This window comes from Desulfoluna butyratoxydans (assembly GCF_900699765.1).
GTDB classification, from domain to species: domain Bacteria; phylum Desulfobacterota; class Desulfobacteria; order Desulfobacterales; family Desulfolunaceae; genus Desulfoluna; species Desulfoluna butyratoxydans.
Genome location: NZ_CAADHO010000014.1, coordinates 54,378 through 77,809, shown reverse-complemented (window position 1 = coordinate 77,809; position 23,432 = coordinate 54,378). Strand labels below are relative to the sequence as shown.

At 59.1% G+C, this 23,432-nt stretch carries 21 protein-coding genes; 12 read left to right on the top strand and 9 right to left on the bottom strand.

Going from position 1 to position 23,432, the window contains the following annotated elements:
• The first annotated feature begins 17 nt into the window (after window positions 1-17).
• From MSL71_RS24485 to MSL71_RS24460, 6 genes are all read left to right on the top strand, one after another.
• Window positions 18-983 (top strand): PASTA domain-containing protein, encoded by a 966-nt coding sequence (locus MSL71_RS24485; RefSeq protein WP_180146524.1) that lies wholly within the window; start codon window positions 18-20, stop codon window positions 981-983.
• An 84-nt stretch (window positions 984-1,067) separates the two neighbouring features.
• A complete protein-coding gene (rpe, locus tag MSL71_RS24480; protein WP_180146521.1) occupies window positions 1,068-1,733 on the top strand; it encodes a ribulose-phosphate 3-epimerase in 666 nt (221 codons plus the stop codon).
• A 90-nt stretch (window positions 1,734-1,823) separates the two neighbouring features.
• Window positions 1,824-2,264 carry a type II 3-dehydroquinate dehydratase gene (gene aroQ / locus MSL71_RS24475; protein ID WP_180146615.1) on the top strand — a complete coding sequence of 147 codons (441 nt, stop codon included), beginning with the start codon at window positions 1,824-1,826 and terminating at the stop codon, window positions 2,262-2,264.
• 14 nt (window positions 2,265-2,278) lie between these two features.
• The gene (locus MSL71_RS24470) at window positions 2,279-2,920 is read left to right on the top strand and encodes a TetR/AcrR family transcriptional regulator (RefSeq protein ID WP_180146518.1); all 642 of its coding nucleotides are present in this window, start codon (window positions 2,279-2,281) and stop codon (window positions 2,918-2,920) included.
• Complete coding sequence (gene mqnB / locus MSL71_RS24465) at window positions 2,917-3,654, top strand: futalosine hydrolase (RefSeq protein WP_180146515.1); 738 nt, start codon at window positions 2,917-2,919, stop codon at window positions 3,652-3,654. Before MSL71_RS24470 ends, mqnB begins: the two co-directional genes overlap by 4 nt.
• A gap of 472 nt (window positions 3,655-4,126) precedes the next feature.
• On the top strand, window positions 4,127-4,954 hold the full coding sequence (locus MSL71_RS24460) for a 1,4-dihydroxy-6-naphtoate synthase (RefSeq protein ID WP_180146512.1): 828 nt from the start codon (window positions 4,127-4,129) through the stop codon (window positions 4,952-4,954).
• A gap of 1,668 nt (window positions 4,955-6,622) precedes the next feature.
• Here MSL71_RS24460 and MSL71_RS24455 read toward each other — a convergent pair.
• From MSL71_RS24455 to mqnE, 4 genes are all read right to left on the bottom strand, one after another.
• On the bottom strand, window positions 6,623-7,513 hold the full coding sequence (locus MSL71_RS24455; protein ID WP_180146509.1) for a menaquinone biosynthetic enzyme MqnA/MqnD family protein: 891 nt from the start codon (window positions 7,511-7,513) through the stop codon (window positions 6,623-6,625).
• 293 nt (window positions 7,514-7,806) lie between these two features.
• A complete protein-coding gene (locus MSL71_RS24450) occupies window positions 7,807-8,970 on the bottom strand; it encodes an amidohydrolase family protein (RefSeq protein WP_180146506.1) in 1,164 nt (387 codons plus the stop codon).
• On the bottom strand, window positions 8,967-10,028 hold the full coding sequence (gene mqnC / locus MSL71_RS24445) for a cyclic dehypoxanthinyl futalosine synthase (RefSeq protein WP_180146503.1): 1,062 nt from the start codon (window positions 10,026-10,028) through the stop codon (window positions 8,967-8,969). The genes MSL71_RS24450 and mqnC overlap by 4 nt, the downstream gene beginning before the upstream one ends.
• Before the next feature lie 12 nt (window positions 10,029-10,040).
• On the bottom strand, window positions 10,041-11,123 hold the full coding sequence (gene mqnE, locus MSL71_RS24440; RefSeq protein ID WP_180146500.1) for an aminofutalosine synthase MqnE: 1,083 nt from the start codon (window positions 11,121-11,123) through the stop codon (window positions 10,041-10,043).
• A 295-nt stretch (window positions 11,124-11,418) separates the two neighbouring features.
• Here mqnE and MSL71_RS24435 point away from each other — a divergent pair, with 295 nt between their 5' ends.
• Window positions 11,419-11,814, top strand: coding sequence for a thioesterase, FlK family (locus MSL71_RS24435; RefSeq protein ID WP_180146497.1), 396 nt, complete (start codon window positions 11,419-11,421; stop codon window positions 11,812-11,814).
• Between the two features lie 260 nt (window positions 11,815-12,074).
• On the opposite strand, the gene MSL71_RS24430 is transcribed toward MSL71_RS24435, so the two are convergent.
• From MSL71_RS24430 to MSL71_RS24420, 3 genes are all read right to left on the bottom strand, one after another.
• Window positions 12,075-13,325, bottom strand: a complete 1,251-nt coding sequence (locus MSL71_RS24430) for a hypothetical protein (RefSeq protein WP_180146494.1) — start codon at window positions 13,323-13,325, stop codon at window positions 12,075-12,077.
• Between the two features lie 91 nt (window positions 13,326-13,416).
• Complete coding sequence (locus tag MSL71_RS24425; RefSeq protein ID WP_180146491.1) at window positions 13,417-13,767, bottom strand: hypothetical protein; 351 nt, start codon at window positions 13,765-13,767, stop codon at window positions 13,417-13,419.
• A gap of 13 nt (window positions 13,768-13,780) precedes the next feature.
• Window positions 13,781-14,518, bottom strand: coding sequence for a ParA family protein (locus MSL71_RS24420; RefSeq protein ID WP_180146488.1), 738 nt, complete (start codon window positions 14,516-14,518; stop codon window positions 13,781-13,783).
• Window positions 14,519-14,806: 288 nt separating this feature from the next.
• Between MSL71_RS24420 and MSL71_RS24415 the strand changes: the two genes are divergently transcribed.
• The 4 genes from MSL71_RS24415 (at window position 14,807) to MSL71_RS24400 (ending at window position 19,925) form a co-directional block, all read left to right on the top strand.
• Window positions 14,807-16,930 (top strand): SUMF1/EgtB/PvdO family nonheme iron enzyme, encoded by a 2,124-nt coding sequence (locus MSL71_RS24415; RefSeq protein WP_180146485.1) that lies wholly within the window; start codon window positions 14,807-14,809, stop codon window positions 16,928-16,930.
• 84 nt (window positions 16,931-17,014) lie between these two features.
• Entirely contained in the window at window positions 17,015-18,130 is a 1,116-nt protein-coding gene (locus MSL71_RS24410; protein ID WP_180146482.1) for a M24 family metallopeptidase, read from the top strand.
• Window positions 18,131-18,231: 101 nt separating this feature from the next.
• Entirely contained in the window at window positions 18,232-19,131 is a 900-nt protein-coding gene (xerD, locus tag MSL71_RS24405; protein ID WP_180146479.1) for a site-specific tyrosine recombinase XerD, read from the top strand.
• A gap of 302 nt (window positions 19,132-19,433) precedes the next feature.
• Complete coding sequence (locus tag MSL71_RS24400; RefSeq protein ID WP_180146476.1) at window positions 19,434-19,925, top strand: hypothetical protein; 492 nt, start codon at window positions 19,434-19,436, stop codon at window positions 19,923-19,925.
• Window positions 19,926-20,013: 88 nt separating this feature from the next.
• Here MSL71_RS24400 and galE read toward each other — a convergent pair whose 3' ends face one another.
• Together galE and MSL71_RS24390 are read right to left on the bottom strand one after the other, a co-directional pair.
• Window positions 20,014-21,027 (bottom strand): UDP-glucose 4-epimerase GalE, encoded by a 1,014-nt coding sequence (gene galE / locus MSL71_RS24395; protein WP_180146473.1) that lies wholly within the window; start codon window positions 21,025-21,027, stop codon window positions 20,014-20,016.
• Window positions 21,028-21,089: 62 nt separating this feature from the next.
• Window positions 21,090-21,839, bottom strand: a complete 750-nt coding sequence (locus tag MSL71_RS24390; RefSeq protein WP_180146470.1) for a tyrosine-protein phosphatase — start codon at window positions 21,837-21,839, stop codon at window positions 21,090-21,092.
• A gap of 454 nt (window positions 21,840-22,293) precedes the next feature.
• On the opposite strand from MSL71_RS24390, the gene MSL71_RS24385 reads away from it, so the two are divergent.
• A complete protein-coding gene (locus MSL71_RS24385) occupies window positions 22,294-23,073 on the top strand; it encodes an enoyl-CoA hydratase/isomerase family protein (protein WP_180146467.1) in 780 nt (259 codons plus the stop codon).
• Window positions 23,074-23,432: the final 359 nt, after the last annotated feature.

Genomic DNA, 23,432 nt, shown 5'->3' with positions numbered 1-23,432 from the left:
CACATCGGGGAATCATCATGTTCAAGGGTCTTCTCAAATTCTTCTCTCTCTTCATTCTCTTTGTCGCAGCCGCCGGGATCACCTCCTTTGTGACCCTGACCTACATCATCGGAAACGAAAAGAGCGTGGTGGTCCCCGATCTGGTGGGACGTGACGTCATCTACGTCCTGGAGACCCTCTCCACCATGGAGCTCAACACCAAGGTCAAGGGTTCGGAATTTTCCCCCCGCATCCCCAGGAACCGGGTCATCTTTCAGGACCCCGAGCCCGGTACCCGCATCAAACGGGGCCGGGACGTGCGGATCGTCTTCTCCAAGGGCCCGCAACTGGTGGCCATGCCCTCCTTCAAACACCTTGCCCTGGCCGAGGCCAGGATCCAGCTTACGGCAATGGGCCTTGAGTTCGGAGCCACCTCCACCCTCTACCACCCGGAGGTGGAAAAAGGTGCGGTCATCGCCCACGTTCCGGCTCCCGGTGCCCTGGTGACCCGGGGAGACAAGGTGGACCTTTTGCTGAGCAACGGCAAAGAGCCCAAGGCCATGATGATGGCAGACCTCACCGCCAGCCCCCTGGATGTTGCTTTGGAGCGCATCGAGACCATGGACCTCAAAGTGGGCACCATCACCTCCACTCCGTCGGACACCGCCGAACGCAACAGTGTTCTCGACCAATTCCCGAAGCCAGGTTTCAAGGTGACCCGGGGCCAGACCGTGGACATCACCATCAACCGGTCCCCGCGTCCCGATGATGAGTCCATCAGAACAGGCGCCACAGGCTCGCGCCTCTTTACCTGGCGCATGGACGAAGGGTTCCTTAAAAAACGGGTCAAGATCCAGCTGGTTGGGGACCGTCACACCGACACCATCCTGGACCGGGAGGCCCTGCCCGGAGAAGAGCTGTGGGTCCTTGTGCCCACCTTTGAGCGCGCAACCCTCTTCCTGTATGAGAACGGCCATCTCAAAGAGACACGTTTTTTTGATTAAGGCGATTGATTTTCAAGGCTGTTCGGGATAAAAAAGCAACAAATCTTCATTTTATCAACCCCATGAAATATCAGGATGTTATTCATGTCCATCATTGCACCTTCCATATTGTCGGCAGACTTTTCGAAACTTGGAGACGAAATCAAGGCGGTTGAGGCTGCCGGAGCCGGCTGGATCCACATCGACGTCATGGACGGCCACTTCGTGCCCAACCTCACCTACGGCCCCATTATTGTGGAGGCCTCAAAAAAAGTGACGGACCTCCCCCTGGACGTCCACCTCATGATCGAAAAGCCGGACCTTCTCATCCCGGACTTCGTCAAGGCAGGTGCCGACTGGATCTCCGTCCACGCCGAGGCGTGCACCCACCTGAACCGCTCCATCCAGCTCATCAAGTCCCTGGGTGCCAAAGCAGGGGTGGCCCTGAACCCGGCCACGCCCGTAAGCGCCATCGAGTGGGTCTTGGACGAGCTCGATTTTGTCCTGGTCATGAGCGTAAACCCCGGCTTCGGCGGGCAGTCCTTCATCGAGAACAGCCTCGACAAGGTGCGCAAGATCAAGAAAATGATCAAAGACCGGGGCCTGTCCACCCTCATCCAGATCGACGGCGGGGTAAACAAGAAAACTGTCCGCGCCATCGCAGAGGCCGGTGTGGACTCCTTTGTGGCGGGCTCCGCCATCTTCGGCAGCGAAAGCTACGAAGAGACCATCTCCTTTCTCAAAAAAGAGATCGAAGAAGCATCCAACTAAAGGCACCGCCCCGCGGCGGTCTGCCCGAACCACACAACGTGCGGCGGCTTCGGCCGTCGCCATCTAAAAGGGAGGCCCCTTGTGAAGCCCATGGTCATCGACGTCATCCACGGCCCCAACCTCAACATGCTGGGACGAAGGGAGCCTGAGATCTACGGCACCACCACCCTTGCCGACATCGACCGGGAACTCAACACCCTGGGTGCCTCACTCGGGGCGGACGTGGAGAGCTTCCAGTCCAACGCCGAAGGAGAGATCGTGGACCGCATCCAGGAGGCTTACGGGCGCGTCAGCGGGCTCATCATCAACCCGGCGGCCTACACCCACACCAGCGTTGCCATCCGGGACGCCCTGGCCATGCTCTCCTGCCCCATTGTGGAGATCCACCTCTCCAACATCCACAAGCGGGAACCCTTCCGCCACCACTCCTACGTCTCGGGAGTGGCAGACGGGATCATCGCCGGTTTCGGCGCCAGGGGATACACCATGGCCTTAGAAGCCGTCCTTGAAATGATCCGGGACAAGAAGTGACAAGGCATACCTGAATGGAACCCAACCAGACCTTCCTGAACCTGCCCGATGAAAAAAAGCGCCGCATCGAAGATGCGGCCGCCGATGAATTTTCCGACAACGGATACCGAAGTGCCAGCATCAACGCCATCGTCTCCAGGGTCGGCATTGCCAAGGGCTCCATCTTCCAATACTTCGGAGACAAAAAAGGACTTTTCCTTTTTATTTTCGGGCAGTCCGTGGAAAAGGTGAAGAGCTACTTAAAGGACGTCCGGGACGCCACCGCCGACGCGCCCTTAAGAATTCGCCTGGAAGAAACCTTAAAGGCCGGGGTCGGGTTCACCCGAAAACACCCGGTGATCTACCGGCTCTATGTGAGAACCCTCGCAGAAAAGGAGATCCCCTTCCGCTCCGAGATCCTCACCTCCATCCGGCGCTACAGCCTGGAGTACCTCCGCTCCCTCCTCGAAACAGCCCGGGACAAAGGCGAACTCCGGGACGGGGTGAACATCGAGGCCGCCTGTTTTATCATGGACGCGGCCATGGACAGATTCCTCCAGGCCCTGACCCTGCCCCACATGGACGGCGGACTGGGCATCCACGACGCCGACGACACCGAGCTGGAACAGCGGATCCAAACCCTGTGCGCCAGCCTTCTTACCGGGGTGACACCATGAGACCTGTCCTTGTCCTTTCCGCTGTCCATGCAGAGCTCGCCCCCATGCTGGCCCGCCTCGACAACCCGGAACCCATGGAAATTGCCGGTCGCACCGCCATGGCTGCCACCGTGGGCACAAAAAAGCTCATTGCCCTTGAGGCCGGCCCCGGAGCCGTGAACACAGCCCTGGGCCTCACCGCCGCCATAGAACGCCTCTCTCCCTCCCTCATTGTCCAGGTGGGGTGCGCCGGAGGGTTTGCCAACGCAGGAGTCTCTGTGGGGGACGTGGCCGTGGCCACCGAAGAGATCGACGTCCACATGGGCCTGGAACCCAACACCGAGGAGAAAAGCGTGCACATCTCTCCCCTGCCCTTTCCCCTGATGGAGAGAAACGGAAAAGAGTACAGACACCGCTTCCTCCTCGACCGGGACCTCGCAGGGGACGCCATGGCCGCCATACGCACACAGGGAATTTCGGGCTTTCAGCTCCACAAAGGCTCCTTTGTGAGCGGCTCCACCATCACGACTACGGCCTCACGGGCCAAGGGCCTGTTTGAGCTCTACTGCCCGGTCATGGAATCCATGGAGGGAGCCGCAGCCGCCCACGTGGCCCTGCACTACGGCATCCCCTTCCTCGAAATCAGGGGGGCCAGCAACCTGGTGGGCCGGCGGAACCGAAACGCCTGGAACCTGCCCCTGGCCTTTGAAAACAGCTGCGCGTGCCTGATGGCGGTGTTGCAGGAAACCATGTAACGACTCAGCTCAAAAACGCCTCCGGCGGGCAGGGGATAAATCCCCTGCACCCCAGGCTCGCAAATGCTCCGTCCCTTCGTTCCTCAGGGACCTCACATTTGCTGACGGGCTGTGCCCGTGGCTGAACAGCTTCCTTTTTTGTAACTATTCAGCTTATGCCTCCGGCGGCCCTGCCGGGGGGTAAACCTTTGCCTGATTTTATAAAGGCGGGTTTAACAAACAGGTTTTAAAAAATCTTTTTGGGTGAGTTTTGCTTGAAAGGCGGATGTGATTTGACCCGAGGAACGAGGGGCAAAACGCATCCGCAACCTGCTTTCAAGGTGGCACACCTTGCCGCCGGAGGCTGTTTTTTTTAGCTGATAAGTTACCTTTTTTTAAAATAATAGAGACCTGTTTGAGGCGATTTTCATAAAGCTGATCACGGAATCACGCCATAGAACACAAACGACATTTAGACCCACAGGCACATGCAATGAATCGAACCCTGGCATACTCCACCTGCCCCAACGACACGTTCATTTTCCATGCCCTTGTCCACGGACTTGTAAAGGCCGGCGACACAACCTTTGAGACGCACCTCCACGACGTGGAGGCCTTGAACGGCTTTGCCACAGAGAGAACCTTTGACGTCACCAAGCTCTCCTTTGCGGCATTGGGCCACCTGCGCCACCGCTACGCCCTCCTGCGCAGCGGCGCTGCCCTTGGCAGGGGCTGCGGCCCCCTCATCGTGGCAAGGCCCGGGTTCGATCCCAAGCGCTTAAGGGAAATTCCCATCGCGGTGCCGGGCCTCATGACCACGGCCCACCTCCTGCTGGGCCTCTACCTCGGCCAAACGCCCAACGCCATCCCCATGGTCTTTGACACCATCATGCCCAAGGTGTCCTCAGGGGAGTTCGAAGCGGGCCTTATCATCCACGAAAGCCGCTTCACCTACGCCGACCACGGCCTCACCTGTGTGGACGATTTAGGGGCCTTCTGGGAACGGGAAACCGATCTCCCCATCCCCCTGGGCGGCATTGCCGCAGCCCGGGACCTCCCCAAAGACGAAATTGTCCGCATCGAAGCTGCCATTTCCCAAAGCGTCACCTACGCCTTTGCCCGCCCCGACGCCTCCCGCGACTACATCCGCAGCCACGCCGTGGAGCTCTCCGACGAAGTCACCCAGAACCACATCGACCTCTACGTCAATAATTTCTCCATTGATCTTGGGGATGAAGGCGTGGCCGCCGTGGAAGCCCTCATGGACCGGGCAGAAAAGAGCGGGCTCATTCCCCGGTCCGATATGCCCTTGTTCATATAGGGCTCGCCACACCCATGGCATCACAGATATTCGTAATTTCGCAATGATTCCGAGGGTCGAAGCGATAACGGTGCGCACGGAGCACCCTACCATACCAAACGTAGGGTGCGGCCCCCGCACCGACTGACGCAACGTGAACCGCCACCGCAGCACAACACCCTGGCATCACAGGGACCCGTAATTTCGAAATGATTCCAAGAGTCGAAGCGATAACGGTGCGCACGGCGCGCCCTACCATACCAAACGTAGGGTGCGGCCCCCGCACCGACTGACGCAACGAGGACCACCACCGCAGCACAACACCCATGGCATCACAGATATCCGCAATTTCGAAATGATTCCGAGGGTTGAAGCGATAACGGTGCGCACGGCGCACCCTACCATACCAAACGTAGGGTGCGGCCCCCGCACCGACTGACGCAACGCGGACCACCACTGCAGCACAACACCCTGGCATCACAGGGACCCGTAATTTCGCAATGATTCCGAGGGGCGAAGCGATAACGGTTCGCACGGCGCGCTCGACCATACCAAACGTAGGGTGCGGCCCCCGCACCGACTGACGCAACGTGAACCACCACCGCAGCACAACACCCTGGCATCACAGGGACCCGTAATTTCGCAATGATTCCAAGGGTCGAAGCGATAACGGTGCGCACGGCGCACCCTACCATACCAAGCGTAGGGTGCGGCCCCCGCACCGACTGACGCAACGTGAACCACCACCGCAGCACAACACCCTGGCATCACAGGCACCCGTAATTTCGAAATGATTCCGAGGGTTGAAGCGATCACGGTGCGCACGGCGCGCCCTACCATACCAAACGTAGGGTGCGGCCCCCGCACCGACTGACGCAACGTGAACTGCCACCGCAGCACAACACCCTGGCATCACAGGGACCCGTAATTTCGCTATGATTCCGAGGGTTGAAGCGATAACGGTGCGCACGGCGCACCCTACCATACCAAACGTAGGGTGCGGCCCCCGCACCGACTGACGCAACGTGAACCACCACCGCAGCACAACACCCTGGCATCACAGGGACCCGTAATTTCGCAATGATTCCAAGGGTCGAAGCGATAACGGTGCGCACGGCGCACCCTACCATACCAAGCGTAGGGTGCGGCCCCCGCACCGACTGACGCAACGTGAACCACCACCGCAGCACAACACCCTGGCATCACAGGCACCCGTAATTTCGCAATGATTCCGAGGGTTGAAGCGATAACGGTGCGCACGGCGCACCCTACCATACCAAACGTAGGGTGCGGCCCCCGCACCGCCTAACGCAACGAGGACCGCCACCGCAGCACAACACCCTGGCATCACAGGGATCCGTAATTTCGCAATGATTCAAAGAGTCGAAGCGATAACGGTGCGCACGGCGCACCCTACCATACCAAACGTAGGGTGCGGCCCCCGCACCGACTGACGCAACGCGGACCACCACTGCAGCACAACACCCTGGCATCACAGGGACCCGTAATTTCGAAATGATTCCGAGGGTCAAAGCGATCACGGTGCGCACGGCGCGCCCTACCATACCAAACGTAGGGTGCGCCCCCCGCACCGACTGACGCAACGTGAACCGCCACCGCAGCACAACACCCTGGCATCACAGGGACCCGTAATTTCGCTATGATTCCGAGGGGCGCACCGCCATTCAATCACACCGCAAAGGCGCGATGGTGGGGCATGGAATGGGAAAATTCCCTTGAAGGCAGGGTTTCAAATGAAGAGGCAAAGGCAGGAACCACTTTTTTGGGAAGAAGGCCGTATCGGTAGAGCTGCTCAAAATAGAGGGAGAGACCTTTGATCTCCTGATCCCCCAGGCTCACCACCAGGTGGTTGAAGTAGCGTGTCAAGGTCTCCCTGGAAAGACCTGTTTTTGCATGGGCATCCGTTACAATGCCATGCTGATCTGTAAGCCCGGCTGCACGGGACCTGTGAAACAATTCCACAAGACGGTCCACCACGGCCGGAGCCATGGCACAAAAGTCTTTTCGTATGGCCCACACCGCAAAGACAAAGGGCAGACCCGTCATCTGCTTCCACTCCATCCCCAGGTCATAGACGTATGGAAACCGCCCGTGCCAGTCGGCAAGGAGGGCTGAATCCCCAATGACCAGGGCTCCTTTCACGCCTTCGGGAAGGTCTGAAGGGTCGTGGACCCTTCCGGGTTCGATGACCGGACGGCCTCCTTTCTTCCGAAGGAGAATGCGCAACAGCTCCACCGAGGTGGCCGATTCCTCGGTCACCATCACTCGGTCCCCGTCCAGAAACTCCATGGGCTTATCCGACACAAACAACACGCTCAGCACCTTGCCGTCACATGCAATGGAAAGATCGGGTAACAAAAGCCACTGGTCTGCGTTGCGTGCATAGGCCACGGAGGAGACCGGGCTCATCACCACCTCCCCGTCCCTGAGCATGGCGTTGAGGGTCGCCGGGGGCTCGGTCACCATGGAGAGCCACGCCGGGCAGTCCCCATGGTCGATACCATGGTAAACCGGGGATACGTTGATATAGCTGATACGTCCTATGGGAATCTTGCTCATGACGTTGCCTTCTCTGGTTAAAATCTTAAAAAACGGGTAACTATTCAGCCCCAAATGCCTCTGGCGGCCCTGCCGGGGGCTAAACTTTTAAAAAGTTTAACAAACATGTTTTAAAAAATCCTTTTGGGTCAATTTTACTTTAAAAGCGCATCCGCAACCTGCTTCAAAGGTGGCACACCTTGCCGCCGGAGGCTTTTTTTTTGAGCTGAATAGTTACAAAAACGGAAACCATTCCGTTGTCTCCGGCGGGTCGCTTTTTGAAAAAAGCGCCGCAAAAACATTCCGCTTGGGTTTCATTCCAGAACCCGCACAGCCACGTCCTCGTCCAAAAACCAGCCGTACGGAAAAAACGGCGGCGTTGATGCCCGGGTCACTTCAAGGCACCGGGCCGAGCAGCCGGGGGCAAGACGCCCGAAGCGCCCCGTTAAGCCCAGGGCTTTGGCCCCGTGCTCTGTTGCCATGCGGAAGATCTCGGCCGGGGCAAGCCCCGGTGCCTCGGCGGCCACGGCACGCATCTCATCCAGAATGGAGAGGCTGTCGCAACTGGCAAGGCTGTCGGTACCCAGGGCCACGGTAAGCCCGGCCCCAACCATGGCCTCCATATCCGGCGTTCGGCCATGGAGAAGATGGTTGCTGCGCACGCAGCAGACGGCCGTGGCACCGACCTCTGCCAGTTGCCTGAACTGGGTCGCCTTGGTCTGCAGGAGATGAACCACAAGGGTCGATGCATCCACCACCCCCAAATCCAGGAGGTAGGAGACCGGGTCGTCTGCGGGCAGAGGCCATGAAGAGAAATCGATGCCCCGCTCCGTGAGAAAGTCGGCCCAGGCCCCCTTTCCGGTGGTGAGGAACTCACGCTCGGCGTCGGACTCGTCCAGATGAACGCTCAACGGACGGCCTGCCCGGGCGGTAAGGGCCTTCATGGCCTGAATGGCTTTCGGTGCCGTGGTGTGGGGGGCATGGGCGGCAAGGCTCGCGCAAGGCGCCCCCTCGGCCCCCGGGGGCATGGCCAGGGGATTTGGGTTTCCCAGATACTCTTGAAACCAGACGCCCTGTGCCCTTCCCTCTTCAAACAGGGGCCTTGTGATGCCCAGGGTCGAGATATCGCCAAAAAGGAGAGTTCCTGCCGCCTCAGCATGACAAACTGCCTGTTGCGCCGCCTCCACCAGCTCATTTCTGGGAATACTCTCCCGAACCGCCAGAAGGTCCCTCACCCAGGGGGCAAACCCGGCGTCGCTTTTCACGCGGCCGGAAAGGGCCGAGAGCTCCAGGTGGGTATGGGCGTTGACAAAGGCCGGGACAAGGGCGGCGTCTCCGTGCTCTTCAACCTCAATCCCCTTGGGCCCCTTGCCGGTGCCCACGGAGACAATGGTCCCGTCTTCCACCACCAGGTACCCCTGGGTCAGGACGGTGTCGGCGTCCACCACCACCCACGCTGCCCGGTGCACCCGTTTCATGCACACACCGCAAGGTGGTTGTAAAAGCAGTCCCGCTGCACCGGGGTGAACCCGGCGGAGGCCACCACACGGATCAGCTCATCCTTGGGCAGCATGTGATCCACGCCTGCGGCGGAGACCACGTTCTCCTCGATCATGGTGGAGCCCATGTCGTTGGCACCGAAAAAAAGCGCCACCTGAGCAATTTTCTCGCCCTGGGTGACCCAGGAGGCCTGGATGTTGTCCACGTTGTCCAGAAAGATCCGGGAGAGGGCCAGAACACGCAGGTAGGCGTCGGCCGTGGCTTTCTCCACGTCAAGGTCGGTGTTGGACGGCTGAAAGGTCCAGGGAATGAACGCGGTGAACCCGCCGGTCTCGTCCTGAAGGTCTCGAATCCGGGTAAGGTGCTCCACGATCTGGGCCGGAGTCTCCAGGTGGCCGAACATCATGGTGGCCGTGGACCGCATGCCCGCAAGGTGGGCCTGCCGCATCACCTCCAGCCAGTTGTCCACCCCGCATTTGTTGGGGGAGACTTTTCGGCGCACTTCGTCCACGAGGATCTCTGCCCCGCCACCGGGGATCGATTTGAGACCTGCGTCCTTGAGGGCCTTGACCGTCTCGGCAATGGAGAGCCCGCTCTGGTCCGCGAGCCATGAGATCTCAGGGGGTGAGAATCCGTGGACATGAATGGGAAAGGTGGTGGTGAGCCAGTCAAGGAGGTCCACGTACCAGTCCAGGGTCAGGGCCGGATTCATGCCGCCCTGGAGAAGGATCTGGGTTCCTCCCAGTTCCAGGGTCTCCTCGATCTTCTGCCGGAACGACTCCCGGCTGAGAACGTACCCCCCGTCTTCACCCACTTTGGAATAAAACGCGCAGAACTTGCACTCCGAGGTGCAGACGTTGGTGTAGTTGATGTTTCGGTCCACCACAAAGGTCACGTCAGGACCGGGGTGCTTGGCCAGGCGCACAGCATGGGCCAGGGCCCCGAGTTCCGGCAGGGTTGCGCGATCATAAAGCTCAAGCATCTCCTCAGGGCTTACCCGGTAACCCGATGATATTTTGCGTGATAGGGCTTCCAAAAGTCGCCTCCCTTAAGAGATATGGTTGTAAAAGGAATCCCGCTCCACGGGCTCGAACCCGGCCCCACGGATCATGGCGGACATCTCGGTCCGGGTGAGGCCCTTGGCAGAGGTGGCACCCGCTGTATGGGTAATACGCTCCTCGATGATGGTGCCGTCCAGATCATCCGCCCCAAAGGAGAGGGCCACCTGGGCCAGCTTCTCACCGATCATCACCCAATAGGCCTTGATGTGATCGAAGTTGTCGAGCATCAGCCGGGAAACAGCCACGTTCTTCAGGTCATCCACCCCGCCGGTGGGCGGAATGTGGGTGAGCTTGGTGTTCTTGGAATGAAAGGCCAGGGGAATAAACGAGGAGAACCCGCCGGTACGGTCCTGGAGATCCCGAAGGGTCATCAGGTGAGTCACCCGCTCCTCCAGGGTTTCGATGTGCCCGTAAAGCATGGTGGCGTTGGTGGGGATGCCTGCGGCATGCACCGTCTCCATCACTTCGAGCCAGCGATCTTTGCCGATCTTCTTGGGGAACAGCTCATCGTGGACCCGCTCGCTCATCACCTCTGCGCCGCCGCCGGGCATCATGGCAAGGCCCGCAGCCTTGAGTTCCGCCACGGTTTCAGCAAGGGAGAGGCCGGAAAGACGGGAGAGGTAATCGATCTCCACCGCCGTAAAGGCCTTGATGGTGGCCTCGGGCCGCACCTCGGCCATGGCCTTGAGCAGGCCGGTAAAATAGTCGAAATCCAGGTTTTCGTTAAGGCCGCCCACCATGTGGATCTCCCGTACGGGCTCATCCATGCGCTCCATGAGGCGGGCCTTGACCTCTTCCACGCTCCACGTATAGGCGTTGTTGGTCCCTTCATCCGTGGCAAAGGCGCAAAAGGTGCACCGGTTGGAGCAGACGTTGGTGTAGTTGACGTGCTGGTTGTAGACGTAATAGGCAATGTTGCCGTGGCGCTGCCTGCGCACGTAATCGGCCATGCGCCCCACTGCGGGCAGATCCGGGGACGCGTAAAGCGCCATTCCGTCGTCAAAGGACAGCCGCTGCCCTGCTTTTACCTTGTCCCATACGGGAGCCAGTGCTGAGTCAATAAAATCCATATTCCCCTCTTCCGCGAGGTTTCAGAAGGGCCGAGGTAACACAAGCCCCTGTTTCGATTTAAATCCCTGCATGTGACCACCCGGTCAGTGACCACGTGGTCATATATACAGGGGTTTTCAGCCCATAGCAAGGGAGATGCGCCGCACACGGCAAAATGGCCCTCTTTGACGCCTTGACCCCGCACCAAAACCGAATTAAAGATGTAACGATTCTATCCGGGCTATGCCACGACCAGAGCGTCCGGTGGCAAGGCCCAGTTGCCCCCGGCACAGTCCCACAACCAAAGGAGCCACCATGAACTGCACCACCCACCTTGCCATCAACACCGACCTGTGCGGCACGGTCACCGCCCTTGAAGAGGGACGCTGCGTCGTGACCCTTACCACCACCTCAGACATGGCCGCCGACGCACAGCAGCTTGTCCACGGAGGATTTGTCTTCGGCATGGCGGATTACGCGGCCATGTGCGCCGTCAATGATCCGTATGTTGTCCTGGGAGCAGCCGAAACCAGTTTTCTGAAACCTGTCCGGGTCGGGGAAACCCTTACGGCAGAAGCCGTGGTGGAAGAGGTGAAAGGAAAGAAACGTATGGTGCCCGTCACCGTGAGACGGGGCGTGGAGGAGGTCTTTAAAGGGACCTTTACCTGCTTTGTACTGGAGTCCCATGTGTTGGGGGAGTCCAAAGCGTAACGCAACCATTCAGCTCAAACAAGCCTCCGGCGGCCCTGCATAACGTTTGACAAACAGATCTTAAGTCATCATTTCGAGACCCCGCCGAAGCACGGTCCATTGGAAACGTTTTTGCGGAGCTTTTTTCAAAAAGCGACCCGCCAGCTCAACGATCACAGCATAAACAAACAGCCCCTTATGCCTTGCGGCAAAAGGGGCTGTTTTTGTACCATTCCAGTATATTATTCCGCATTCTTCATGCAGACCATCACCGGATACTGTTATCTTTTTTTTCGCACCACGCGGCGGACCTTGCGCACACGCCGGGTACCGGCAGGTGCCGCCGCCTTTTCCTGAGGTGCTTCCAGCCCCTCTTGTTTGAAGGAACACACGGACCTCGGGCAGGCGAGGCCGTCCCCGGCATCATTTTCCACAAGGAACGGGTTCTTGCAGACGGGGCATGCAAAAGGATAGGGCCGCTTCCAGGTGACAAAGCCGCAGGACCTGTTGTCGCACCGGTAAAACGTCTTGCCGTGTTCCGTGGAGCGGGTTTCCAGTTTTCCCACCTTGCAGATGGGGCACACCAGAGAGAGGCTCTCTTCGAAACGGGCGATGGCGGCGGCAATGTCTTCGTCGGTTTCACCGTGGGTCATGTGCTCCACGGTCTTTTTCTCTTCATCGGCCCCCTCAAGCTCTGCCGCGCCCTTTCGCTGCCGTTCCTCCTCAAGGCGTTTTTTCTCAAGAAGGAGTTCGTTCTTCTGGCGTTCCAGCTCCATCTTCTCACGCTGAATGGCCAGAAACGCTTCCCGCTGAATCTCCTCCTGGGAAGGTTTCGGAACCTCGGGTTCGGGGGCTTTGGGCTCTTCCGCAGGCTCTGCCCCACGGGGAGGCGGATCGTCCGAAGAGACCACAAGGGTCCTTAAAGACCCTTTGGCAGCCTGGGGTGTCACCTCCTGAACGTTGAGGGCTTTCCCCTTCTCCTCGGTGAGCCGCTTTCGAATGGAGGCGATCCGCTTGAGGAACCGCTCACGCCGGGCTTCGGCTTCGGCTGGATCTTCCCTGTGCGGCGAATCATCGTCATCGGCTCCACGGTCCATAAGGGTCTGGTCCACCTGATTCAAGGCTTTGTCGAGGTCGTTGCGCCCGTCCATGAGCTCCTGAAGGATCTGCACAAGAAAGGCGGGAAGAACAATTCCGGGCATCTTCGGGTAGGCGGCATCCAGACCGGCCATGAGGAACCGGGCGGTTTCGCCCACCTCCGGAGCTTCTTCGGAACCGTCCAGGAGCCCCTCCTGGCGCAACAGGTCCACCACCTCCGTGGTCCGACCCTCGGTTATCAGGCCCAGCTCCACGGCCTCCCCCACCACGTCCTGAAGGGAAAAACCGGACCCCTCTTCGGCATGGACCAGCACAAGGACGGCAAAGGCGTCGATGCTGGGTCCGATGCGTTGCCATACCGGGGTGTACCCATCCACACCGGTCAAACATTTCTGGACATGGAATTCAAAGGTATCTTTCAAACCGACATTCATCAATCACACTCACTGCATAAGCTGACGGTATCATGAAAGGTGGCCGCCCCAGGGGTCCCGGGGAAGCCTCCGCCTCACAAGCCGTTCCGGTTCATTCGGTCTCCTGGGAGGCATCGTCCGGGGAGACAACGCCGGCCACCACATCCACACAGCGGCCATCCCGGCCGATCATCAACGAGAGGGTAATGCGAGCCTGAAAATCCATCTGATAGGCAATCCGGTCTTCCTTGACCGTAAGGTGCCCCTCTTTGAACTCGATATCATCCTGAAGTGAGAGCCCGTACTTCTCTTCCAGCAGCTTTTCAATGACATCCCAGTCAAGGCTGCCGGTCACAATGTCCATCAAATCCCGTTCGCCCTTTTGAAAGGCGTCGTCGGGAACCAGCTTTTTCTCTTTTTCTTCTTCGGCCATCGTCTTGCCATCCAAATCGGCCTGGTACATCACATTCTCTCCATCATGGGACTGTCGCCGCTTCCCTCATCTCCCGGGCCAGATCCAGAAACGCTTGGGCCCCGGGGGACATTACATCCACCAGGGCAACGGGAGTATCGGTTGCCATTCCTTTCCGAACGGCATCGCAATCGGGCAGTCGACCGACGAATTGCCTGCCGGCGTCATCCGGGACCGGATCTGAAGACCCCATCGACACGAACCCAAGGCCTTTCAGGTCCGGGTTCAGACACTTTAGTACTTCATCGACACAATCCTGCGCCTCCTTAAGCTGCGAGTTTTGGTCCCAGCCCGGATACAAGGGGACCAGGGCCAGATCCGAGGCGGCCAGGGCGCTTTTCACATAAAAGCCGTTCCCCGAAGGGGTATCAATGATTACGCGATCATACCCTTCCCCGGGCTTGCGAAGGCTCAAGGCCAGGACCTTCTCTTTTTCGGGATTGAGGGCCAGCCATTTTTCCGCTTCTTTTTCACCGGACAACGCGGGAAGCACGTCCAGATAAGGCGTCCGGCCAGGGACCACAGCCCCCCGCAGCCCCACAATCCCGCTGATCACATCCGCAACGCCCCAGTCCGGTCTTTGCCCTTCTTCCATCATCATCCGCGACCCCGCACCGGACGAGGTGCAGTCCACAAAAAGGGTTCGCATCTCAAGGAGAGCGTAAGAAAACGCCAGGTTAACAGCCAGGGTCGTCTTGCCTGAGGCGCCCAGTGGATTAAGCAGTGCGATGGTGTGATACATGGCACGAGCCTTTGCTTTGGATGCGTGGAAACAAGAAAAACAAATAATTAACAGGAATTACCTACGTAGGCATAGCATACCTGACCGGTAAAAGAAACCGGCATCGCCATGGCTTCCCCCATGGAACCGCGTTCCGCCCGCACCGCCCGGCAGGCAAAAACTGGGCCCGCACACCCTCCAGGCTCCCCGGTATTGTGACCCGCGGCCGATTGGGTTATGGTTCGTCCAGGGATATGACATGCCGAACAGGACTCATCAGGGAGTAGGAGCAGCGCCGAGACGCACCACATGACTTCAAACGATTTCAACAACGTCACATTTTCTTCGGACGCCATGGACGAGGTCATCGACAACCTCGGCTACTCCAGGCACTCCCGGAACATGGCGTACCTCAAAGTTCTCCTCTCCCACGCAGGCCGGGACAACGGGTACAGCTCCGATCCCGTGGACTCCGACCTTCTTGTCCAGGCCATCTGGCAGACCGACGACCCGGCACAGCTCAAGTCCAGGCGAAAAAACCTCAGCACCATCCGAAATTCCGTCAACCGGGACCTCTCCCGCCTCTTCAAGGATGGAAACAACCCCGAAGGGGTGACCATCTCAGCAGACCACGCCCTTGTGGTATCCCAGGAGGCCAAAGAGGCCCTGTACGCCCCCTTTGCAAACCACTTCACCAACGCCAACAGCCCGGATATCGAAAAGGCGAGCGCCCTGCTGGACGCCCTTGCCGAGATGGCTGAAAAAGGCGGCCCCCTCCTGGACGGCACCGAAAACCTCGCGGAAAAACTGAAACGTGCGGTACAGGCCCTTGAAAAGGGCGGCGCCCTGCCCGACTTTGAGGAGGACATCCCGGAGGAGCCCCCGGAAGAGGAGCTTGAAGAGGCCGACGAGGAAGACGACGAAGAGATTGAGGTCCTTGAGGAGGAAGATGACGTCGAGGAGATCCTCGATGAGGATATTGAAGAGCTTGACGAAGCCGAAGAAGAAGAGCTCGATATCCTCGATGATGAAGATGAAGTCGAAGAAATCCTCGACGACGAGCTTGAAGAGGTCGATGAGTCCGACGACGAAGAGATCGATATCCTCGATGATGACGAGGCGTTGGAAGAGATCCCTGAAGGCGAGCTTGAAGAGATTGAGGATGATCAGGACGAAGAACTCGACATCCTCGATGACGACGACGCCCTGGAGGAGATTTCCGATGACGACATCGAAGAGGTCGACGAAGATGACGCATTAGAAGAGATCTCCGATGATGAGATCGAAGAGATCGATGAAGACGACGCATTGGAAGAGATCTCCGATGATGAGATCGAAGAGATCGATGAAGACGACGCATTGGAAGAGATCTCCGATGATGAGATCGAAGAAGTCGATGAAGACGACGCATTGGAAGAGATCTCCGATGATGAGATCGAAGAAGTCGATGAAGACGACGCATTGGAAGAAATTTCCGATGACGACATCGAAGAGGTGGACGAAGACGACCCCTTGGAGGAGATTTCCGATGATGACATCGAAGAGATTGATGAAGATGACGCCTTAGAAGAGATCTCCGATGACGAGGTTGAAGAGGTCGATGAGGACGCTCCCCCATGGGCCGCAGACGAAGATCCCGATGCCATGCAGGAACGCGCCGATCGGTTCGACGCCCTGCTCAACGAATCCGAACGGTACTACAACCGCTACATCCACATCCCGTCCGGCCGCTATCCGGCCCTGGACCCGGTGACCGGCCAGGAGATCCTGGCCGACCTGGAAGAGTTCCTTGCGGGCAAATACCCGGTCACCAATGCCCTGTTTGAGGTGTTTATCGGTCGCACCGGTTATAAGACCACCGCCGAAGAGCGGGGGTTCGGCGCCGTGTACGAACCGCGCCTCACCCGTCAGTCCCGCGGCAGGAGAATCAGCCTCTCCACGAGCAAGGGCCTGCGCCTCATCCGCGGGGCCAACTGGTACAAACCCTCCGGTGCCCGGTCCTCAGTGCACACCAGCGCCCACCACCCCGTGGTCCAGGTGAGTTATGAAGACGCCATGGCCTTTGCGTCCTGGTCCGGCAAACGGCTCCCCACCCTGGCCCAATGGCTGGCCATGGGGGGAAAATCCGACAGCCCCTACCCCTGGGGAGATGCCTGGGCAAGCCACCTCTGCAACACCGAAGAGGTCGGGGCAGGCGGAACCCTTCCCGTGGACACCTTCCCCAAGGGAGCCAGCCCCTTCGGGGTCTACGACCTCATGGGCAACGCCCTGGAATGGGTCAGCGACCAGATCCCGGAAAAGGGCGGTGAACCCGTCAAAACAGCGGTGGGGGGCAGCTTCCTCTCCGACCGAAGCCTCATCCGCCAACAGCTCCAGAGCTTTGACACCCGGTTTTCATCCAATGTCCTGGGCTTTCGCTGCATCGGCTGGTAGACCTCGACACGGGCCTTCCGGCAGTGGTATGGTTGCATGAATGCAGTTGGCAACACCCACGTACAAGATGCGAAGGAGACACCAGTGAACGACATCTATCGGAAACGGCTCGATGCGCTTCAAGAGACATTGAGCCAGAATGGCTTCGACGCCTGCCTGATCATGCAGGAAGAGAATCGGAGATACTTAAGCGGCTTCACCGGAGAGGACAACAGCGTGGACGAGTCCGCCGGTGCCCTTCTCATCGGACCCAAGGGCCTGATCCTGGCCACGGACTCCCGCTTTGAGCTCCATGCCATCCACGAAGCCCCTCTTTTTGACGTCCATGTCTACAAAACCGGCCTGGACAAAGACCTCCCCGAGCTCCTGGACCGCGTGGGCGCCCGCCGCGTCGCCTTTGAAGAGACCCGGGTCTCCGTGGGGCGTTACAACGCCTTTGCAGATGCCCTGAAAAAAAGTGGTTCCTCCGCTGAGCTGGTGGCCCACGAAGACATGACCGCCCCCATGCGCGCCGTCAAGAGCGCCGATGAGATACAGACCATGCGGGAGGCCCTGGCCATCGCGGAAGCCGCCTTTTCTGCGGTGAAGGCTGGCCTGGTTCCGGGCCTCACCGAAAAGGCCATTGCCTGGGAGATGGAAAAAGAGATGAGGAGCCGCGGAGCCGACGGCCTCTCCTTCCCCACCATCGTGGCTTCCGGCCCCAACGCCGCCCTTCCCCATGCCGTGCCGAGCGACCGAAAGGTGGCCCCGGGTGAGCCCCTGCTCATCGACTGGGGATCCCGATACAACGGGTACTGCAGCGACTCCACCCGAACCGTTGTTCTGGGCAGCCCCTGCGATACCTTCAAACGGGTCTTCGACACCCTTTTTGAGGCACAGGCCCTTGCCATCGACGCCATCTGCGACGGAGCCAGCGGCAAGGCCGTGGATGCCGTGGCCCGTGGATTCATCGAAAAGACCTTCCCCGACGGCTTTGGCCACGGGCTGGGCCACGGGGTTGGACTGGAGATCCATGAAGCCCCCCGCCTGAGCTACCTCAAAGACCACACCCTCAAGGCAGGGATGGTGGTGACGGTGGAGCCCGGCATTTACCTTCCGGACTGGGGCGGTATCCGCCTGGAAAACATGGTCCTTGTCACGGAAAACGGCGCCGAGGTCCTCAACACCCTGGACTATCACGATCACGTGGTGGCCATCTAACCCGGATACCATGTAAAAACACGCACACGCCGGGTCAGGCCTTCCCCCTGCCCCGGCTCCCCATCACCCATAACCTGACGTTCCTATGGCCCGATTTTCCCATGTCTTCTCTTCTCAACCACCACATCGACCAGTTCATGACCCACCTCCGCGTGGAACGGGGTCTGGCAGAGCTGAGCATCGACGCCTATGCGTCGGACCTCACCCGATATGCCGGCTTCATGGAGGACAACGGCATGGCCGATGTCACCGAAGACGATACCTACGCCATCTTAAAGCACATGATCGGCTTGAGAGACGAAGGCCTGGGCTCCCGGTCGCGGGCCCGGCACCTGGTCTCTATCCGTTCCTTTTACCGGTTCCTTGCCGAAGAAAAAGTCCTTGTCAGTGATCCATCGAGCCTCATTGAGTTTCCCAAAACAGGCCTCAAGCTGCCCGACACCCTCTCCGTGTCCGACGTCAAAAAGCTGCTGGAGGCACCGGATCCCTCGTCGGCCAGGGGCATGCGGGACGCCGCCATGATTGAGCTGCTCTATGCAGCGGGCCTGAGGGTCTCGGAGCTTATCCACCTCTCCCTCAACGACATCAACCTGGAGGCCGGGTTTGTGCGGGTGTTCGGCAAAGGCTCCAAAGAGCGCGTTGTGCCCATGGGCCGCTTCGCCGTGGACAAGCTGCGGACCTATCTCACAACGGGTCGCCCCCTGCTGCTGAAGCATGTCACAAGCAGCACCCTGTTCGTGGCCCGGGCAGGCAAGCCCATGACCCGCCAGGGGTTCTGGAAGCTGCTCAACAAGTACACGGCCCTGGCCGGGCTCACGGGAAAAATCAGCCCCCACACCCTGCGCCACTCCTTTGCTACGCACCTGCTCATGGGCGGTGCCGACCTGCGGGTGGTCCAGGTGATGCTCGGCCACACCGACATCTCCACCACGCAGATTTACACACATATCACCGGCGACCATCTCCAGGCCATGCACCGAACCTGCCATCCGAGGGGGTAAAAACCTTTACAGACGGAGATGGCGCCTTTATGATGAAATCATGGTTTTGTTGATCAGGGTCAACACCATCGCAGCTGCAACGTCCCTGTCTTGCTCTTCCTGCGATACATTCACCCCAGAGGTGTTCCACATCTGGCCCGACGCAAGCCCCTTGTAACCGGGATGTTTTTTACAAACACTCCCCCCGGCACTTTTTTATCAATGGGTCCGGGTGGTTCATCCGAAACCCCGCATCGACGATGCCCATGCTCCGATGCGGCGGATACGGCGTGAGCCCTTCGGCAAGCAATAGATGTGAACGCATGAAAAGCAACAAACGCACCGATTCTCCCGGGGTGATGAAAAGCCTCTTTATGGTTTACCTCATCCTGGGCGGGCATATCCTCCTCATCGTCGCCCTCTGCTTTTTTGTCCTCTTCTTCCGAGGCCTCGTCAATTACCTGCCCTGGATTTTTCTGGGTGGGGTCAGCCTCATCGGCCTGTCCGCTTACCTCATCTACAAGCGCATGAAGACCGAAGGAAAAGCCCTGCGAGAGATTCTCTCCCTGCCCATGCTCCAGGGAAAAACCGTGGAGATCAGTGTCCTCGGCGGCCTGGCATCCGTTCGCGTGGAGGATCCCAACCCCCAGCAGCCCCTGGCCATTGATGCCGGTGCGCCGCCCCGGACCGCCACCATCCATGCCCTGCCCCCTTCCAGCCACGTCACCGAACTCATGGAGCTGGCTCACCTGCTGGACAACGACCTCATCACCCTGGACGAGTACAACAAGGCAAAGAAAAAAATCATCAACTAAACGCCCGTCCTTGATTCAGACAACAAAAGCCCCGATCCGCACGGCATGCGAATCGGGGCTTTTTTATGGGTGTTACACCTTGTCGGTATTAAACGGTGTATCCGTCGGGGTTCTGCGATTGCCATCGCCAGGCGTCCCGGCACATGGCCTCCACCCCCTTTTCCGCCCGCCAGCCGATCTCGTTCCAGGCCTTGTCCGGTGAAGCGTAGCACACGGCGATGTCCCCGGGCCTCCGGGGCGCCACCACGTAGGGGACCGCTCTCCCCGAGGCCGCTTCAAAAGCCGCCACCATGTCCAGAACGCTGTACCCCTGGCCGGTACCCAGGTTGTAGACATGGAGCCCCGGGGCTTCATCGGTGGGCTTCAGGGCGCACAGATGGCCCTTGGCCAGGTCCACCACATGGATAAAATCCCTCACTCCGGTACCGTCATGGGTGGGATAATCGCTTCCGAAGACGCTCAGGCACTCCAGTTTTCCCACGGCGACCTGGGCAATATAGGGCATGAGGTTGTTGGGGATGCCATTGGGGTCTTCCCCGATGAGCCCGCTCTCATGGGCACCCACGGGGTTGAAATACCGAAGGAGCACCACGCGCCAGGAGCTGTCCGCCACCAAAAGGTCTTCGAGCATCTCTTCGACGATGAGTTTCGACCGGCCATAGGGGTTGGTGGCGCTTCGCGGAAAGCTCTCGTCCATGGGGACCGTCTCCGGCTCTCCGTACACCGTGGCCGAAGAAGAAAAAATGATATTCCTGACATCGGCCCTGTCCATGGCATGGAGCAGGTTCAGGGTGCCGGTGAGGTTGTTCTGATAGTAGGCCAGGGGCATCTCCACGGACTCGCCCACGGCCTTGAGCCCGGCAAAATGAATCACGGAATCGAACCGATGCGAAGCAAACAGCGCATCCAGAACAGCTTCGTCCAGCAGATCGCCCTTCACGAACTCCAGGGACTTGCCCGTCAGGTTCCGGACCCGGTGCAGGGACTCCTCCGAGCTGTTGGACAGGTTGTCCACCACCGTGACTCGATGGCCGGACTCAAGCAACTCCAAACAGGTGTGGCTGCCGATGTACCCGGCACCGCCTGTGACCAGTACATGCATAATCTATCCTCTCTGCCGTTGCCCCAAAGGCAAGGGCGTATCCGTATGGTTCATAAATAAAGCTACAGCGCCCTGACAACGGAGGGAGAGCGGCCCTCCACAGGGCAATCTTCCACCACGGCCTGGGGGTTGTCCCTGACCAGCCTCAAGGCAGCCTGCTCACCGATGACCTTGGAGGCCGCCTTCACCCCGTCGCTCATATCCGTTGTTCGGTAATTCTCATCGTGGGCGTCCGACCCCATGATATCCACCGCCCCCTTTTTAAGAAGGTAGCGGGCACAGGAGGCGATCTCCCGACCAAAAGTCCCGGCCACGCTGTCTGCAGTAACCTGCACCAGGGAACCGGTCTCGGCCACCATCTCAAAAAGGCGATTCGGATCCCTGATGATGCTCGGGTTTCGTTCCGGATGGGCGATGATGGGATGAAGCCCCCGGTCAAGGTAGGCCCTCAAAATAGGCACCGCCACCCTGGGAAGATGGCTGCTGGGAAACTCCACCAGAAGGTACCGGGAGCCGTTGATGGTAAAATCCTCCAGGTTGTCCGGCATGAAGCCTGCCACCACCTCGGCGCCGGGCACCAGGGTCACCCCGATGCCCTCCTCCCGGAAACGACGGTTGAGCTTGTCGATGAGGGGCCGATAGCAAAGGGCATCCAGAAGGTCCACCCCGGCGTGAAAGGTGGCGGCAATACAGGAGGTGCCCCCTTTGTCTGCCTGGGCAGCCATCACCAGGGTTTCGGCCATATCATCGGAGCCGTCGTCCACTCCGGGCAGTATATGGCAATGTATATCCGTCCAACGGGTATGCGGCATGGGTAATATCCTCGTATCTCAACTGAAATCGCCGGCTGGCGTCAAGGCATGGCTCGGGCTGTCACAACAAATCAACACGAATGCAGGTGTCCCAAGCATCTGCGGTGCAGTCCACATGGCGGGGTATGGTCGTTTCAAGGGCCGACCGTCGTCACTCCTGTACTGAATCCACCACGATTCAGTGTAACCACAACGCGTGATTACGGCAATACATTTTCTCCGAACAGCCCCGACTTTCGCGGCTTCGAAAGGATCCGCCCTGTTCCCGCGCAGCTGTCGCATCGCAATATTTCTCTTTTCATGCCTCAGAGTTTCCCTTATAGTCATACGTTGTTCAGGGTAAGGAATTGATGTCATGCCCACCGGAGGCGTCCCGACGCAAAACACCGTATCTTTCGGTTCATGACTGAAACATAGTGCTACTCATCTTATCTATATCTTTCGGAGGTTCTTCATGTCTTACGAAACCATTCTTGTGACAGCGGAAAAAAACATCGCCACCATCACCTTCAACCGCCCCAAGGCCCTGAACGCATTGAACGACAAGCTCCTTACCGAACTCTCCGCCGCCCTCGACGACATCGCCGCCCGGCAGGACATCCATGTGCTCGTGCTCACCGGAGCCGGGAGCAAGGCCTTCGTGGCCGGTGCGGATATCACCGAACTCGCCACCCTGGACGCCGCACAGGGCAAGGCCTGCTCCGAAAAAGGCCACAAGGCCATCGGCAAGCTTCAGGAACTGGAGATTCCGGTCATCGCCGCCGTCAACGGGTTTGCCCTGGGCGGAGGCAGCGAAATGGCCCTGGCCTCTGATTTTATCTATGCGTCCGAGGCGGCAAAATTCGGCCTTCCCGAAATCACCCTCGGCCTCATCCCGGGCTACGGGGGCACCCAGAGACTTCCCCGGGCCATCGGCGCCAACCTGGCCAAGGAGATGATCCTCACCGGAAAGATGATCTCTGCAGCAGAAGCCAAAGAGATCGGCATGGTCAACAAGGTCGTGGCCCCCGAGGCCCTCATGGACGAAGTGATGAAGACCGCCGAGGCCATTGCGTCCAAGGGCCGCGTTCCGGTCCGTGCAGCCAAAAAAGCCGTCAACGAGGGATTGAACGTGGACCTGCCTTCGGGGTGCGCCATTGAAGTGGAGGCCTTTGCCGCCTGCGTTTCCGGCAAAGATGCCAAAGAGGGCACCAGCGCCTTCCTTGAAAAACGCAAGCCTGTGTTCAACGCCTGATCCAAACCGGGCGGCGGGTCCCAGGGCCCCATGCCCCTGTCGCGTCCTCGCCCGGCGGCCTCTCTCCGGCTGCCGGGCATTCGCCTTCGGGAGCCGGCCTGTTTCGCCCGGCAGCCCGGACAGTTACCCGCCATCACCCTCCGTTGCCGTCCCAGGGAACACCCTTTTCCCCTGTCCTTTAAGAAATACCCTCCATCTCGTTGTATGTGTTCATATTTCGGCCGTCCGATTTTATAATTGAAAAGTTTTTTTAAGTGACATTTGCAGGTGAATCATTTATGACCTGTTAACTGTAACGATATGATTGACACACACGGCCGTGACCCCATGGGACCCCGCCTTCCACACCAGTATCCGTA

Bases quoted from the DNA above. Each gene is read 5' to 3' on its own strand.
- rpe (WP_180146521.1), top strand. From the start codon at position 1,068: ATGTCCATCATTGCACCTTCCATATTGTCGGCAGACTTTTCGAAACTT.
- MSL71_RS24435 (WP_180146497.1), top strand. From the start codon at position 11,419: ATGAACTGCACCACCCACCTTGCCATCAACACCGACCTGTGCGGCACG.
- mqnB (WP_180146515.1), top strand. From the start codon at position 2,917: ATGAGACCTGTCCTTGTCCTTTCCGCTGTCCATGCAGAGCTCGCCCCC.
- MSL71_RS24385 (WP_180146467.1), top strand. From the start codon at position 22,294: ATGTCTTACGAAACCATTCTTGTGACAGCGGAAAAAAACATCGCCACC.
- MSL71_RS24415 (WP_180146485.1), top strand. From the start codon at position 14,807: ATGACTTCAAACGATTTCAACAACGTCACATTTTCTTCGGACGCCATG.
- MSL71_RS24470 (WP_180146518.1), top strand. From the start codon at position 2,279: ATGGAACCCAACCAGACCTTCCTGAACCTGCCCGATGAAAAAAAGCGC.
- galE (WP_180146473.1), bottom strand. From the start codon at position 21,027: ATGCATGTACTGGTCACAGGCGGTGCCGGGTACATCGGCAGCCACACC.
- MSL71_RS24450 (WP_180146506.1), bottom strand. From the start codon at position 8,970: ATGAAACGGGTGCACCGGGCAGCGTGGGTGGTGGTGGACGCCGACACC.
- MSL71_RS24460 (WP_180146512.1), top strand. From the start codon at position 4,127: ATGAATCGAACCCTGGCATACTCCACCTGCCCCAACGACACGTTCATT.
- MSL71_RS24430 (WP_180146494.1), bottom strand. From the start codon at position 13,325: ATGAATGTCGGTTTGAAAGATACCTTTGAATTCCATGTCCAGAAATGT.
- MSL71_RS24420 (WP_180146488.1), bottom strand. From the start codon at position 14,518: ATGTATCACACCATCGCACTGCTTAATCCACTGGGCGCCTCAGGCAAG.
- MSL71_RS24425 (WP_180146491.1), bottom strand. From the start codon at position 13,767: ATGTACCAGGCCGATTTGGATGGCAAGACGATGGCCGAAGAAGAAAAA.
- MSL71_RS24485 (WP_180146524.1), top strand. From the start codon at position 18: ATGTTCAAGGGTCTTCTCAAATTCTTCTCTCTCTTCATTCTCTTTGTC.
- aroQ (WP_180146615.1), top strand. From the start codon at position 1,824: ATGGTCATCGACGTCATCCACGGCCCCAACCTCAACATGCTGGGACGA.
- xerD (WP_180146479.1), top strand. From the start codon at position 18,232: ATGTCTTCTCTTCTCAACCACCACATCGACCAGTTCATGACCCACCTC.
- MSL71_RS24455 (WP_180146509.1), bottom strand. From the start codon at position 7,513: ATGAGCAAGATTCCCATAGGACGTATCAGCTATATCAACGTATCCCCG.
- mqnE (WP_180146500.1), bottom strand. From the start codon at position 11,123: ATGGATTTTATTGACTCAGCACTGGCTCCCGTATGGGACAAGGTAAAA.
- MSL71_RS24400 (WP_180146476.1), top strand. From the start codon at position 19,434: ATGAAAAGCAACAAACGCACCGATTCTCCCGGGGTGATGAAAAGCCTC.
- MSL71_RS24390 (WP_180146470.1), bottom strand. From the start codon at position 21,839: ATGCCGCATACCCGTTGGACGGATATACATTGCCATATACTGCCCGGA.